This is a genomic window from Streptomyces hypolithicus (assembly GCF_052934925.1).
Window position 1 is genome coordinate 880,923 of record NZ_CM128811.1, and the last position, 13,643, is coordinate 894,565.

Annotated in this window: 10 protein-coding genes and 4 pseudogenes; 4 read left to right on the plus strand and 10 right to left on the minus strand. The window is 68.8% G+C overall.

Going from position 1 to position 13,643, the window contains the following annotated elements; all coding sequences use genetic code 11:
- Positions 1–34: 34 nt before the first annotated feature.
- The 8 genes and pseudogenes from ACU6WZ_RS04235 to ACU6WZ_RS04270 form a co-directional block, all read right to left on the minus strand.
- Entirely contained in the window at positions 35–1,375 is a 1,341-nt protein-coding gene (locus ACU6WZ_RS04235) for an MATE family efflux transporter (RefSeq protein ID WP_447031769.1), read from the minus strand.
- Between the two features lie 20 nt (positions 1,376–1,395).
- Complete coding sequence (locus ACU6WZ_RS04240; RefSeq protein ID WP_447031770.1) at positions 1,396–2,418, minus strand: LLM class F420-dependent oxidoreductase; 1,023 nt, start codon at positions 2,416–2,418, stop codon at positions 1,396–1,398.
- 48 nt (positions 2,419–2,466) lie between these two features.
- Positions 2,467–3,990, minus strand: coding sequence for a SagD/YcaO family ATP-dependent cyclodehydratase (locus tag ACU6WZ_RS04245; RefSeq protein WP_447031771.1), 1,524 nt, complete (start codon positions 3,988–3,990; stop codon positions 2,467–2,469).
- A 110-nt stretch (positions 3,991–4,100) separates the two neighbouring features.
- On the minus strand, positions 4,101–4,226 hold the full coding sequence (locus ACU6WZ_RS04250) for a hypothetical protein (RefSeq protein ID WP_447031772.1): 126 nt from the start codon (positions 4,224–4,226) through the stop codon (positions 4,101–4,103).
- 318 nt (positions 4,227–4,544) lie between these two features.
- Positions 4,545–5,394 (minus strand): annotated as a pseudogene (locus ACU6WZ_RS04255) (ABC transporter ATP-binding protein).
- Positions 5,391–6,491, minus strand: a complete 1,101-nt coding sequence (locus tag ACU6WZ_RS04260; protein WP_447031773.1) for a FecCD family ABC transporter permease — start codon at positions 6,489–6,491, stop codon at positions 5,391–5,393. The pseudogene ACU6WZ_RS04255 and the gene ACU6WZ_RS04260 overlap by 4 nt, the downstream one beginning before the upstream one ends.
- 41 nt (positions 6,492–6,532) lie before the next feature.
- Complete coding sequence (locus ACU6WZ_RS04265; RefSeq protein WP_447031774.1) at positions 6,533–7,519, minus strand: ABC transporter substrate-binding protein; 987 nt, start codon at positions 7,517–7,519, stop codon at positions 6,533–6,535.
- 323 nt (positions 7,520–7,842) lie between these two features.
- A complete protein-coding gene (locus ACU6WZ_RS04270; protein WP_447033845.1) occupies positions 7,843–8,700 on the minus strand; it encodes an IS3 family transposase in 858 nt (285 codons plus the stop codon).
- Positions 8,701–9,094: 394 nt separating this feature from the next.
- Between ACU6WZ_RS04270 and ACU6WZ_RS04275 the strand changes: the two genes are divergently transcribed.
- The 3 genes and pseudogenes from ACU6WZ_RS04275 to ACU6WZ_RS04285 form a co-directional block, all read left to right on the plus strand.
- A complete protein-coding gene (locus ACU6WZ_RS04275) occupies positions 9,095–9,655 on the plus strand; it encodes a hypothetical protein (RefSeq protein WP_447031775.1) in 561 nt (186 codons plus the stop codon).
- A 275-nt stretch (positions 9,656–9,930) separates the two neighbouring features.
- Positions 9,931–10,479: a GNAT family N-acetyltransferase gene (locus ACU6WZ_RS04280; protein WP_447031776.1), complete on the plus strand. Its 549-nt coding sequence runs from the start codon at positions 9,931–9,933 to the stop codon at positions 10,477–10,479.
- Between the two features lie 211 nt (positions 10,480–10,690).
- Positions 10,691–11,131, plus strand: a pseudogene (locus tag ACU6WZ_RS04285) (helix-turn-helix domain-containing protein); the annotation flags it as partial.
- Between the two features lie 146 nt (positions 11,132–11,277).
- On the opposite strand, the gene ACU6WZ_RS04290 reads toward ACU6WZ_RS04285, so the two are convergent.
- A complete protein-coding gene (locus tag ACU6WZ_RS04290) occupies positions 11,278–11,613 on the minus strand; it encodes a helix-turn-helix domain-containing protein (protein WP_447031777.1) in 336 nt (111 codons plus the stop codon).
- 960 nt (positions 11,614–12,573) lie between these two features.
- Between ACU6WZ_RS04290 and ACU6WZ_RS04295 the strand changes: the two are divergent.
- Positions 12,574–12,873, plus strand: a pseudogene (locus ACU6WZ_RS04295) (ATP-binding protein); the annotation flags it as partial.
- A 6-nt stretch (positions 12,874–12,879) separates the two neighbouring features.
- Here the strand turns inward: ACU6WZ_RS04295 and ACU6WZ_RS04300 are convergent.
- Positions 12,880–13,090: pseudogene (locus ACU6WZ_RS04300) on the minus strand (transposase); the annotation flags it as partial.
- Positions 13,091–13,643: the final 553 nt, after the last annotated feature.

A 13,643-nucleotide genomic window follows, 5' to 3' on the forward strand; every position in this document is an offset into this window, starting at 1 on the left:
GGCACTCGGGGCCGGGGGGACGGCGGGGCGGTGTTCAGCTGAGGGGGCGCCCGTCCGCCGAGGTCGCGGGGGCGCTCTGCGATGGCGGGGCCGGCTGCTTGAACCGTCGCCTGTATCTCCCCTGGAGCAGTACGGCGTACAGGAGAGCGAACGCCGTCCAGGCGATGTACAGGCCGCGGAGGCCGAGCCCCGCGTGGATGCCGAGGAACCATGCCAGCGGGATGAGCAGTGTGTAGTCGCTGGTGACCGACGCGATCATCAGCGCCCGGGTGTCCCCCGCAGCGCGCAGCAGTGCGCCGCGCGACATCGCCAGCGCCATCGGCGCCATGCTCAGCAGGGCGAGGGGCGTCGTCTCCCAGGCCAGTTCGGCGACGGCCGGGTCGCTGGTGACCAGAGACATCAACGGTCGGCCGAGGCCGAGCGCGAGGGCGGAGGGCACGACGAGAAGAAGGAGTAGGAGCCTGGTCCCGGAGCGGTGCCAGGCGTCGGCCCGTTCGCGGTTTCCGCTGCCCAGCTCCTGTCCGGCCAGAATCGTCACGGCGGAGGCGCCCGACGCCAGGACGGTGAAGACCACGAGGAGCAGGTTGTCGACGATGCGGTAGGCGGCGAGGTCGTGGGTGCCCATGCGGGCGGCGAAACCGGCCAGCAGGGCCTCGTTGACGTAGCCGATGCCCATGGTGCTCATCTCGGGCCAGCCGATGCGCCACAGTGCGCGGGTGATGTCGTGTGAGCTGCTCCCCGGGTCCTGAGCTGCTCGCGGCAGCCGGGTACGGCCGTACAGGAGCAGGTAGGCGGTTCCGGCCGCGGTGGCGGCGAGCGTCGCGAGGGCGGCGCCGGTGAAGCCGAGGCCGGCGCCGAAGATGAGGAGCAGGCCGAGGGGGAGATTGATCACGTTGACCAGCAGAGCGTGGTACATCGCGACCCGGGTGACTCCGATGCCCGCGCAGGCCCCCTGCAGGGTGAAGGAAACCGCGGCGAAGGGCACGGCCCAGGCGAGCACTCGCAGATAGGCGGTCCCCGCGCCGAGCACGTCGTCCGATGCCCCGAGGACCACGAGTACGGGAGTGGCGGCGGCGTACAGGATGGCTCCGACGACGGCTCCGGCGCCGAGCGCGGTGAGCGTACCTATCCGTACGACATGGGCGACCTCGTCAGGGCGTTTCGCGCCGTGGCGTTGGGCGACCTGGACCTGGACCGCCGTCGCCCAGCCGCGGACCACGATCAGAGCGATCAGGTACACGGGGGCGGCGAGCGCGAAGGCGCCGAGCGCGCTGGTGGACAGCCGCGCGAGCATGACGGTGTCCACGATGTTGAGGATGATCTGGGTCAGGCCGGCGATCAGCAGCGGGGAAGCCAGCTTCCAGACCCGGCGCATGTTCGGTTGCTCAGGGGCGTTCACAGCGATGCCTGGGCGGCTTCCAGCAGTTCGGTGTCGCGGGTGAGGAGGATCAGGGTGTCGACTCGGGAGTCCTTCCAGGCCAGGATCCGGTCCACGATGGCGGGGAGGGGGCCGGACAGCGCGACCTGGTCGAGCAGGGTGTCGGGGACCGCGGCGACGGCGTCGGGCTTGTGGTCGTCGGCGAGGTGCTTGCGGATGGTGTGCGCGGGGCCTTCGTATCCCATCCGGCATGCCACGTCGAAGTAGGTGTTACGTCCTCCGGGGCCGGCCGCCCCGATCAGGTGCGCGAACAGGGGCCGCAGCTGGTCTCGGCCTTCCTCGGCGGTTTCGGCGCGGGCCACGTACACGATCGGGCTGATCTTGATGTCTGCGCAGGTGCGGCCGGTGCGGGCGAGGCCCTCGTCCAGGGGTGCGGTCAGCGCGGATTCGTGTTCGGGGGCGTACATGCCTGCCAGCCAGCCGTCGGCCATCTCTCCCGTCAGTGCGACGTTGCGGGGGCCGATGGCGCCCAGGTAGAGGGGGATGTGCGTGCGCAGGGGTTTCATGTCCGACTTCACGGGACGGGCGGTGCCGCTGGAGCCCGGTCCGCGGTAGGGGAGCTGGTAGATCCGGCCGTCGTGTTCGACGCGTGCGTCGTGGGCGACGGCTTTGCGGACGATCTCGACGTACTCACGGGTGCGGCGCAGGGGGTCGGCGTAGGGCTGGCCGTGCCAGCCTTCGACGATCCACGGGACGGACAGACCAAGGCCGAGCTGGAATCGTCCGTGGGAAAGCGTGTCGAGGGTCATGGCGGTCATCGCGGTGGCGGCGGGGGTACGCGCCGGGATCTGCATGATGGCGGTGCCGAGCTTGACGCGGTGGGTGGCGGCGGCCAGGTAGCCGAGGATGCTCACGGCGTCGGGCCCGTACTCCTCCACGCTCCACACGGAGTCGACACCGATCTGTTCGGATCGTTGGACGACGGGGAGGATCTCCTCGATGGGTTCTCCGCCGTAGCCCAGGGCCAGCCCGAGACGCATGCGGTAACTCCTTTTCGTATGCCGGCAGGTGTGCGGGGTCGGTCGACTTCAGGAGAACGGCAGGGGTGCGCGGACCAGGCGGGCTTCGTCGGTCGGGCGGGGCACCCAGCCGCGGGCGACGGGTTCCCTGTGGAGGCGCTCGCCGCCGAGGAAGGGGAAGGCGGCGGGGGCGTTGCAGGACAGACCGGGCACCATGACGCGGGCGACATGCAGTCCTGCGGCTCGCACCCGCGGGTGGGTCAGGTCGACGGTGAGGGCGCGCAGGCCCTGTGCGGCGAGCCGGTGAAGGTGGTCGTCCAGCTCGGTGGTGCGGCCTGCGTCGGGCGACGCGTATGCGCGGTGGCCGGGTCCGGGGTGGTGACCGGTTCCGGGGCGGTGGGCGGTTCCGGGGCGGTGGGCGGTTCCGGGGCGGTGGGCGGTTCGGGGAGCGCGGAGCCGGTCCAGGCGGGCGTCCTGCATGCGCGGGTCGAGGTGGACCTGAAGGTGCAGGCGGACGTCATTGACATCGCGCCAGTCGTCGCGGAAGTCCTCAAGATAGGCGCGGTCGTCCCGGTGGCGCCGGTAGGGGCGGTGGTCGAGGAGGCCGGCTCGGACTGCGCTCCAGAAGCCGCTTTCGCGGTCCAGCAGTTCCAGGGAGGTTTCGTGCGTGCCGATGGCCTCGGTGAGTGCTTTGGCCGCGGCTGCCTCAGGGGTGTGGCGGCAGGCGCTGCCGAACGCGACCAGCCCTCGCGCCGGGTCCTCGATGAACGCGCCTGCGACCGTGACGTCGAACGTGGAGGGGATTTGCAGAAGAGTGACGCGGAGTCCGGAGGCGTCGGCCTCGCTCAGTGCGGTGGCGAGCGGATCATCCGCGGACAGGAGCAGTGGGGCGGCCGGTGCACCGCTGAGCCACCACAGGGTGACCGCGTCGCGTTCCAGCACTTCCCGCAGGGCGGCGAGTTGTGCCTGTTCCTGGCTCGGGCCCGCGGCTGTGCCGGCCAGGACGGGGTAGTTGGTGGGCGGCTCGGAGCGGCGCGCACCCCGGAAGTAGTTCACGTACGTCAGGGAGGCGGGCACCAGGATCTCCCCCCCGTCGCGAAGATCGCGGCCGTTGGCCCAGGCGATGTGCAGCTCGGGGGTCATGGCGACGAACGGGAAGCCGCGTTGGGCGTATTGGGCGGGTGAGTACACGGCGAACGCGCGTGGATCGACGGCCGGACGGCCCCTGCGAGCCAGTTGGGCGTAGGAAGTGGTCACCAGAGTGTCGGGTACGAGATTGCCGCAGTAGCGTTCGACGGCCTCGCCCACGGCCGCTCGGCGTGCCTGGTCGTGGTCTCCGAGGGCGGCACCACCGGTTACCGTGTCGATCACGGCCAGAGCCGTTTCGGGGTGCGTGTCGGGGCGCGTCTCGGGGTGCGTCGACAGATGGGCGCTGTAGGAGACGCAGCTCGGCACTGTCTGCACCCGTGGACGGTCCTGGACGACCTGTCGGATCAGGCGGAGTCCGGAGTCCGCGAGCCGGTCGGCGGTGTCGACACCCGCGGCGGCCCTGCGTCCCGCGGGTGTGGTGGAGCCGGATGGAGCCACAGGCATCTCCACGTTCCTCGGTGGTTGTCGGAATCGGTGCTGCACTGGCGGGCTGCTGCCGCCCGCACATGACGTGCGGCGGGAAGCGACGCAACCGTCGCTTCCCGCCGCCCGGTTCAGCTCCCGGTCTGCTCTTCCTCGGAGTCCTCACGCCACTCGAACGGCGCGTCGACCGCGGGGGTGTGGGACTTCAGGCAGCCCGACTGCGGCTCTTCCGGTTCCTGCCAGCCTGCGTGCGCCATGTGCTTCCTCCTTGAGATCGGCACGGGACGCGCTTTGTTGCACATCCTGTGCAATTACAAGTACTGAGCAAGTACTGAGCAAGAAGGATGCTAGAGGTGAGCCGCGCGAGGGCTCAACACCCCCCATGGGCGGGGGTGGTGCTATCCGGCCGATCTCCGTCACGGGGGCGCCTGCGGTCCCAGTACGATCGCCCGCCTCCCACCTGTGACGGCCTGTGATCAATGTGACGGTGGTGACGGCGGTGACGACGAGCAGCGCCTCAGAAGGCACAGGCCGGGCGATCTGCGGGAGCCCGCCCGGCCTGTCGCCCCGCCTCCTCAGCACGTCTGTTTGGCTTGTTCTCCTCCATTCGGCCGCTCCGTACTCGCATGTCGGGTTTCGGGCAGCACGGTGACTTGTGGGATCCCGGTGCCCGGGTGCCTGGTCACCTCCGCCTCGACGCGGTAGATGTCGGCCAGCAAGGCTGGGGTGAGGACCTCCCCCCGGTGTTCCGGTGGCGACCATGCGGCCGCCGTCCATCACGCAGATCCGGTCGCAGAAGGACGCGGCCAGGTTGAGGTCGTGCAGGGCGATGACGGCGGTGACGCCGAGCCTGCGAACGAGGCGGAGCGCGTCGAGTTGATGGCGCAGGTCCAGGTGGTTCGTCGGCTCGTCCAGCACCATGGTCCCGGTGCTCTGTGCCAGTGCCCGGGCGATCAGTACCCGCTGTTTCTCTCCTCCGGAGAGGCGGTCGAACGGCGCGGGTGCGAGAGCGGCGACATCGAGCTCTTCCAGCGCTCTCATGACGATGGCGCGGTCGTCGGTGTCATCGCCCGCGAAGGCGCGCTTGTGCGGGGTACGCCCCATGGTCACCACGTCGTACACCGTGAGCTCGAAGTCGCCGGCGGTCTCCTGCAGTACGGCCGCGAGGCGCTGTGCGAGGCGCTTGCCGGGCACCCGCCACACGTCCTCGCCGTCCAGCAGGATGCGCCCGGATGTGGGACGCAGCGCCCGGTAGAAGGTGCGGAGGAGGGTGGACTTGCCGGCGCCGTTGGGGCCTGCGAGCCCCACCACTTCTCCGGGTGCCACGCGCAAGGAGACGTGATGCACCAGGGGCCGGCCGTTCACGACGACCGATACGTCTTCGGCGTCGAGGGCGCCGGGCTCAGGGATCGGCCAGTCCGTCATCGCGCCGCCTTCCGTCGCATCAGCCAGAGGAAGAACGGGCCGCCGACCAGGGCGGTGAGGATGCCGACGGGAATCTCCTCCGGGCTCATGAGGGTCCGCGCGGCCAGATCGGCGGCGATCAGGAAGGCCGCGCCGAGGAGTGCGGCGGCAGGTAGTGCGCGGCGGTGGTCGGCGCCCACCAGCAGGCGCACCACGTGCGGCATGATCAGGCCGACGAATCCGATCTGGCCGCTGACCGCGACGATGGTGCCGATCATCAGAGCGACCAGGGTGAACAGGGCACCGCGGAAGCGGTGGACGTCCAGGCCCAGTGCTGCGGCGGCCTCCTCCCCGGCCAGCAGCAGGTTGAGTGACCGGCACACGCCCAGCAGAGTCGCCGTCCCGAGCAGCACGGCGCCGACCGGGATCCATACCGTCGTCCAGGTGGTGCCGGCCAGTCCTCCGAGGATCCAGCGCAGTGCCGACTGCGTCTTCTGTGGATCGCTGGACGTGACAATCAGGAAGCTTGCCACCGCGGAGAGCACCTCAGCCATGGCCACGCCCGCCAGCACCAGCCGCACGGTGGTCATCCGCCCGCCAATACGGGCCAGGAAGTAGACCGCGACCAACGCCGTCAGGGCGCCGCAGAATGCCGCCATGGGCAGGGAGAACATGCCGAACAGGGTCACGTGGAACACGAGGACCAGCACCGCGCCGACCGATGCGCCCGACGAGACGCCCAGCAGCATCGGGTCGGCCAGCGGGTTGCGGACCAGGGCCTGAAGCGCCATACCCGACACCGAAAGGCCCGCGCCCACCACACCGGCCAGCAGCACCCGGGGCAGCCGGACGTCGATGACGATCGTCTCGCGGACCGGCGTCCAGGTCGGCTCGGCCAGCACCGGGTGCACGCGGTGCAGCAGAACGCCCCAGACCTGGTCGGCCGGAACGCTGATCGAACCGATCGCGATCGCGGCCGTCGCTGTCCCTGCCAACAGGACTGACAGGAGCGCGAGCAGGAGGGTGTAGGGAATCACGGAGCGGCGGATCGCGGCCGCGCCGGTTTCCGCCCGCGCTGCGGCGCCCTCGGCCGTCCTGGCCGCTTTCGTCGTGGCCACTGTCGCCACATCGGTCGCATCGGTTGTATCGGTCGTATCGGTCACTGGAATCGGTCCGGGTGGATCTGGCGGGCCAGCGACTCCACGGCCGACGGCACGCGGACACCGAGCACGGTGGACGACAGCGGCAGTACCGCGAACCGCTTGTTCTTGATTGCGGGTACGTCCTTGAGCGCCGGGTTGGCGAGCAGGGACTTCCTCTTGTCCTCGACGGGTTGGTCGCCGTAGGCGTAGATGACGATGACATCGGGGGCGCGCTCGGCAACCTGCTCGAACGACACATCGCCGAAGGCCTTGTCCACGTCGGCGAACACGTTGATCCCGCCGGCCCGTTTGATCATCTCGTTGCCGATGCCCTTGCCGCCCGCGGTAAAGGCGGTCTTGTCGCCGCTGTCGTAGACGAAGAGCTTGGTCGGTGCGACGCCGGACAGTCGACCCTCGACCTGCTCAAGGGTGCCGTGCAGCTTCTTCACCTGCCGCTCGGCCCGGTCCGGTACGCCGAATATCTTGGCGACGGTACGGATCTCCTTGTCCATCATCGCCATGGTCACCGGCCCGGATGGGCACTCCTCGATGTTGAGGTGGGTGTTGATCCCGGCCTTGGTGAGGGCCGCGCGGCTACGCCCCTCCTTCTCGTCGAAGGTGGCGGCGAACCCGCCGTAGACGAAGTCCGGTTCGGCGGCGAGCAGCGTCTCGAAGGACGGGTACTCCTTGGACAGCGTCTTGATCCCGCTGTACGCGGCCTGGTAGTCCGGCAGGATCTTGTCGTCGAGGTAGCCCGTGCCCACCATCGACTTCTCCAGCCCGAGGGCCAGCATGACCTCTGTCGCATGCTGGTTCAGGGACACCGCGCGCTGCGGCGGGCGCTGGTAGGTGGTATCCACACCGCAGTTGGACAGCGTGACGGGAAAGCCCTTCGCTCCGGCCCCCGCCGAGGCGGTGCGGTCCTGGGCTGTGCCGCCACAGCCCGTGACGAGCAGGGCGGCGGCCAGGGCCAGTAGCGAAGACAGCGTGCGTTTGCCCTGCATGTGGTGGGTCCTCTCACGGGGTCTGTCGGATGGTCGCGGAATACCACGGAATACCGCGGATAGATCCGGACCGGACGCCCCGCGGCGATGTGACGACGTACAAGCCGACGAAGTCAGGGCGCGCGCATGACGGTGCCCCGCCGTGCCGTGACCGGTGGGGACCGCCCCCAGGGCATGCCGACATGCCCCCGAGGAATATCCACCGGCCTTCTGGCTGCCGACTATTGCAAGTTATGGGCAACTACCATTACGTGGCAACAAGAAGGGACGGCGGGGAGGGCGCATGGATGCATGTCAATCCCCTCGAAGCGTAGAGACCTTCCTTATGCGGCTTGGTCCTTCTGATGGTGCTTGGCGCGTGCTTCGCTGATGGTTCGTTCGAACTCGATGGGCGGCAGGCCGGCGGCGGCGCTGTGGCGGCGTCGCGGGTTGTAGAAGTCGGTGATCCAGGTGGCGATCTTCAGCCGGGCCTCGGTGCGGGTGGCGAACTGGTGGCGGTGTATGCACTCGACCTTGATCAGTGAGTTGAACGACTCCGCGGCGGCGTTGTCCAGGGCTGATCCCACCCGCCCCATGGACTGCACCACGCCGAGCCTGTCGCACAGGTTGTTGTACGCCTCACTCGTATACTCGCTTCCCCTGTCGGAGTGGAAGATCACACCGTCGACCTCGCCACCGAGCGTGGCGGCCGCCATCTTCAACGAGGCCCCGACCAGGGCGGCGTCGTGGTGGGCGCCCATCGCGTAGCCCAGCAGGCGGCGCGAGAACAAGTCCAGCACGGTGGTCAGGTACAGCTTGCCCTCACCGGTCTCGATCTCGGTCATATCGCCGACCCACAACACATCCGGAGCGATCGCGTCGAACTTGCGATGCACCAGGTCAAAGGACGCACGACGCTTGCCCTGCCGGGTCAGTGAGCGACGCCGACGCGGCGGCTTGCGGCCCTGCAGGCCCAGGTCGGCCATGATCTCGGCAACGGTGTTCACCGACACCTGCCAGCCCTCGGCCCACAAGTCCAAGGTGATCCTCGGCGAGCCGTAGGTGTCACCCGACTCACGGAAGAAGTGCGTGATCCGCTCTTCCAGACGCGCCCTCCTGACCTCGCTTCGTCGGCTCGGCCGGACGGCGGCGCCACTTGTAGAACCACGCCTCGGACACGCCCAGCGCGCGGCACGAGACAGTGTGCGGGATGTCGTGCACGGTCCTCTGGTCGCTGATCACCCCGACGAGCAACGCCGGTTCCCCCTCAGCTACTTCACCCACAGGTCCATGCAGCGCTTGAGGACATCACGCTCCATCGCCAGCTCCTTGGTCTCCTCCGTCCTCCCCCGGACTCCTGGGCGTCACTGGCAATCATGCGCTCATGCTAAGAGACCCCACAGGACAGTCTTTCGAGAGGTCGGCCCGAAAGCCAGGCACACGTCGCCGGGTGGGGGCTCTCTCGGCGCCGTGTGGACTCCGGCCCTTGCTCCCGCCACCAATTGGGCCTCCCGAAGCTGAGTAGATCGGCTGGTCATGGGAACGATCAGGGCTTCCGAACGGGCACCACCGCTCGCCTACCCGCAAGGATCGCCGATGCTTCCTGAGGTCCACCCCCACGTATCCGCCCCCCTCACAGACCAGTTGGAACACCAATTGGGCCTGGCTCCGGACCTCGCAGCCAGCCATCTCGATGTGGAGCGCGTCGCCGGCCTCGCAGTCGTCGCAGCTGCCCACTCCGGTGGCTACGCGGCCATCGGCCATCTCCTCGGATTGCTGGCCGCGCTCCCAGCCCCCACCGAGGCAGGAGAACGCTTTTGGTCGGACCTGTGGAGGTCCTCGGGCACCGCCTACCTGCTACCCGCCAACATCAAGGCTGAGGTGGCGCAATCCCTGGCAGGCGAAGGAACCGCCCTGGCCCGACAGATCCTCTCGGCTGTCGATGAGATGACCCCGCCCCAACGCGTCGCAGCCGGCGAGGTGATCGGCCAAACCCTCGCCGAGTCCGACCATCTTCCCGACCTCAAGACACAGGTCATCGGAGAACTGTGGCTCCGAGATCTCGAACTAACCGCCTGGCACGTCCTGCACGCCGACCGCAGGTCGGACGATCCCGCCGGACGGAAAGCCTTCCTCGAAGCTTGGACGAGCGTCTAGCGGTCTTGGGGGAAATTGAGCTTCGGGCGTGCTGGCTTGGCGGCTCGGCCGGTGGGTGATCAGCGGGCGGCGTCGCGGACGAGGACGAGTTCGGTGCTCGTCCGGCGGTGGGTGGCCCGCTGCGCGGATCGGTCGGAGACGAGTGAGGCGATCGCGAGATAGGTCTCAGCATCCGTGGGGCCCTTCTCATGTCACGGCCCGACCGGAACGACCCTCATGTCCGCCAGGCCGTAAAGCGGTGGACAGCCTTCCGGTGCTGGGCGAGCATCTCCGTGATGAAGAACGAACCTCTCTCCATTCCCAAAAGCGTCCGCTTAGTCGGGCTCAGCGCAAAGGCGCTGCGGGCGCTTGCCGACGGTGACCTCGCCGCCAGCAGCGCCGAGGCCGGGGTCGCCCTTGACGAACACTTCGTCGGTGAGCGAGCCCGCTGGATCTTCGGCTACCGCGCCGACCAGCTCGCCGAGGACCCCTCTGCCGCGCCCTGGGTCACGCGGGCCGCGGTGTCCGAGCCGGACGGGGTCGTTGTCGGCGACGCCGGGTTCCACGGGCCGCCGGACGAGGCCGGCATGGTCGAGGTTGGCTATACCGTCGTGCCCAGGTACCGCCGCCAGGGCTATGCCCGCGCCATGCTGAGGGCGCTGCTCGTCAGGGCCGCCGCCGAACCCGGTGTCAGGACGGTGCGCGCCAGGATCGGATCCGACAACACCGCCTCCCTGGCCTCCATCGAGGGCTTCGGCTTCACGCGCGTCGGAGAGCAGGGGAACGAGCGCGACGGACTCACGATCATCTTTGAGGTCCCGGCAGACGCGATTAAGGCCGGGTAACTCTACGGCCTCGGCGGACACGGTGATCGTCCCGGTCGGGCCGTGACATGAGAAGGGCCGTACAGGTTGGGTGAGTTGTGAAGCTGACCTGGGCCCGTGCGGCCTGTTCCCATCCTGCCCTGTCCGGATCTCACGCGCACTTTTCGGCGAGTTGTTCGCCGAGCTCACCAGGCCATGAGAGGCCACGCGGCAGTCTGCGCTCCGCGAGGCCCGGGGCGGGGAGCGTCGGCGGGCAGAGGGGGCCGGCCGGAAGCCCAAGCTGGTCTTTGTCGATCGGCTGCTGGTCACCCTGGTTCATCTGCGCCATCAGCTGCCGCATGTGGTGCTCGCCGAGCTCTTCGAGGTGGATCGCTCGACCGTCTCTGCGGCAATCCGCCAGGTCCGTCCGCTGCTGGCGGCCCGTGGTTTCGCCGTGCCCGACCGGCCCGGCCTGCGACTGAAGACGCTGGAGGACGTCTTTGCCTATGCCGAGGCGGAGGATGTTGAGCTGCGGCTCGACGGGGCCGAGACCCAGGTCCGCCGCCCGCAGGCCGACCGTCCCGGGCGCAAGGCGTTCGTCTCCGGCAAACGCAAGCAGAACACCATCAAGACCACCACGTTCAGCGACGGCCAGGGCCGCCTGCTGCACAGCACAGCAGATCGCCCACGCCGAAGACGTGGGCGAAGGGGAACTTCCGAACCATGACACCTGACGCAGACGCTACGCGCCCGCACACGCTGTCACCAGGGGAAACGACCCACGCGTCACACCCCGACTGGGGTGTGCGAGGCCCGCCGGTACCCGGCGGGCGCACTGCCTCAGGCCGCGGGCGGGCCGGACGCTTCGGCGGCGCGGCGGTGTTCGGCGTTGATGCGCTGGGCTTCTTCGAGCTGGTCTTCGAGGATGACGATGCGGCAGGCAGCCTCGATGGGGGTGCCCTGGTCGACGAACTCCCGGGCGCGGGCGGCGATGCGCAGCTGGTAGCGGGAGTAGCGGCGGTGGCCGCCCGCGGAGCGGAGCGGGGTGATGAGGCGGGCTTCGCCGAGGGCACGGAGGAAGCCCTGGGTGGTGCCGAGCATCTCGGCGGCCCGGCCCATGGTGTAGGCGGGGTAGTCGTCGTCATCAAGACGTCCGAACGAGTCGTCTGCTGTCATTGCACCTCTCTGTGGAACGCGTGGAGGGGCCCTGGTGCCATGTGGCACCAGGGCCCCGAAGGAACTGCTACACCATCTGCCGACCCTGGTACTGCGCCGGCCTTCTGTTTCCGCAGACCCAACCTGAATGCTGTCGGGGTTGCGGGGATCGCGGTTGCTTGACCGGAGACCACCTCACTATCGATGTCCTGCGGTACCCGGACTCAGTGACTTCCGTCCGGGCGATCCTGATGGCGCTCAACTCCTCCGTTCTTTCCCTCTGGATAAACTACTTGCCAAGCGGAACTGCGTACTGCTGGTGTTGCGTACTGCTGGTGGCCTGCCATAGCGCCACTCTTCGGCAGCCAGCCCCGTCGCCCGTCCTGCATCTGCTCTGGCTTAGAACCCCACTGCCGAACTTCCCGGCACGCGCGCCCGCAGCCGACGCCTTTACCGAGGAACCACTGAAAACCGCACTGCTGGTACTGCGGTACTACTCGCGGCGGCCCCTGATGACTGCGGGCCACCCGGTCCGGCCGTCAGTCCCGTCGCCGTCCTGCAACCGCTCTGGCTTCGGAACTCCACCACCGCACCGTCCTGCAACTGCGTCTACCACTGCCCGGCAGTTCATCTCTGCCGGGCCCTGCTCGATCTCGGCTACGAGAGAAACCATAACCACACCAGCACCCGATGTCTACTCCAGCCGACATAGATTTCCGCGCGCCAGGCAGAGAGACAGTCGAACCCGACCGCAGGAGGGCCACGCGGCGGCTCCACTCCAGCCAGGGGCACCCGCTCCGAGCAGCGCCGTTATACAGCCTCGGCGTCGCGAAGCCCGGACCTTCCCCATCTGACTGCGTGGATGACCGGCCGGACACCCGCCACAGCCGGGGCTTCGTGCGGTTTGCGCTCCGCAGGCCGGGGCTCAAGCACCGGGCAGACAGGGCCGGGCATTGGGGACGCAGAGACCAGGGTGACCTGATGGACACGATGAGCGTCATCAACGTCGCAACCCTCCGCTGCGCGGCATCCGTAGCCGGCGCACGCGAGGGCGCCCGGGATTTCCTCGAAGGTCTCACAGAGCCGAGGGTCGCAGCCGAGGCTGCCAACACCGTGGTCCTGGTCGTCTCGGAGCTCGTCACCAACGCCCTGCGCCACGGCGGCGGCACCTGCACCCTGGACCTCACCGCGCACCCGGGCGGCATCGAGGCGGCCGTGCACGACGGCAGTCCGCAGGCGCCGCGTATGCGCACCCCCGACCTGAACGGCGGCACTGGAGGCCTTTTTCACGGCAGTCTTCCAGCGCATGATCCAGCGATCTTGACCCCTGCCGGTGGGCTCGAGCGACATGATCGCCACGTAGACACACTTCAGGGCGGCCTGCTCGATGGGGAAGCGGCCGCGTCTTGACGGCTTGGCGGATCCGGACCTCGACCAACTCAACCGCGTTCGTCGTGGCGACGATGCGGCGGCCATCGGTGCCGAAGCGGAGGAAGGGCCGACGACCGGGCCCGGGGACCACCTGGTCGGCCCCGGTGTTGGCTGGCCGCCACGGGCGGACGATGCTACGGCGCGTCTCGAGCGGGCGTCATTTGAGCGTCAAGAATACTCAGCGACGCCACGACACTGGCGCCGCCCAGACCGCGTCCTGCTACAAAACAGCAGGTCAGGACGCCTGCGGCGGGCACGCTGTCCACTCGACCCGTTGCGCGGAGGGAAACAGGTCGATCGACCCACGCAAGCTACAAACCCGTAGGTCAGGCACCCTTTCCAGCAGGCTCAAGAATCGCCACGCACTCTACGTGCGAGGTCCCGAACAACACGTACAAGGAGTACCCGGCGGCCGGGCACGGCATCTTCGTCACGCACGCCGCGCGGCTCAACCAGGTCATCCTGGACTTCGTCAAGGGAGCGTGAGCGCGGCCCGGGCCCTGCGCGCCGCGCAGGCCCAACACGGCGTCCGGCAGCGCCGATTCGGCCACTTCGTACAGCATCGTGGCCGGTCAGCGATGGCGTACCGGCTCGGCGGGAAGATCTCTGGGTATAGTGCA

Excerpts from the sequence above, each read along its gene's own strand:
- ACU6WZ_RS04235 (WP_447031769.1), bottom strand. The coding sequence starts at position 1,375 with ATGCGCCGGGTCTGGAAGCTGGCTTCCCCGCTGCTGATCGCCGGCCTG.
- ACU6WZ_RS04240 (WP_447031770.1), bottom strand. The coding sequence starts at position 2,418 with ATGCGTCTCGGGCTGGCCCTGGGCTACGGCGGAGAACCCATCGAGGAG.
- ACU6WZ_RS04245 (WP_447031771.1), bottom strand. The coding sequence starts at position 3,990 with ATGCCTGTGGCTCCATCCGGCTCCACCACACCCGCGGGACGCAGGGCC.
- ACU6WZ_RS04250 (WP_447031772.1), bottom strand. The coding sequence starts at position 4,226 with ATGGCGCACGCAGGCTGGCAGGAACCGGAAGAGCCGCAGTCGGGCTGC.
- ACU6WZ_RS04265 (WP_447031774.1), bottom strand. The coding sequence starts at position 7,519 with ATGCAGGGCAAACGCACGCTGTCTTCGCTACTGGCCCTGGCCGCCGCC.
- ACU6WZ_RS04275 (WP_447031775.1), top strand. The coding sequence starts at position 9,095 with ATGCTTCCTGAGGTCCACCCCCACGTATCCGCCCCCCTCACAGACCAG.
- ACU6WZ_RS04280 (WP_447031776.1), top strand. The coding sequence starts at position 9,931 with ATGAAGAACGAACCTCTCTCCATTCCCAAAAGCGTCCGCTTAGTCGGG.
- ACU6WZ_RS04290 (WP_447031777.1), bottom strand. The coding sequence starts at position 11,613 with ATGACAGCAGACGACTCGTTCGGACGTCTTGATGACGACGACTACCCC.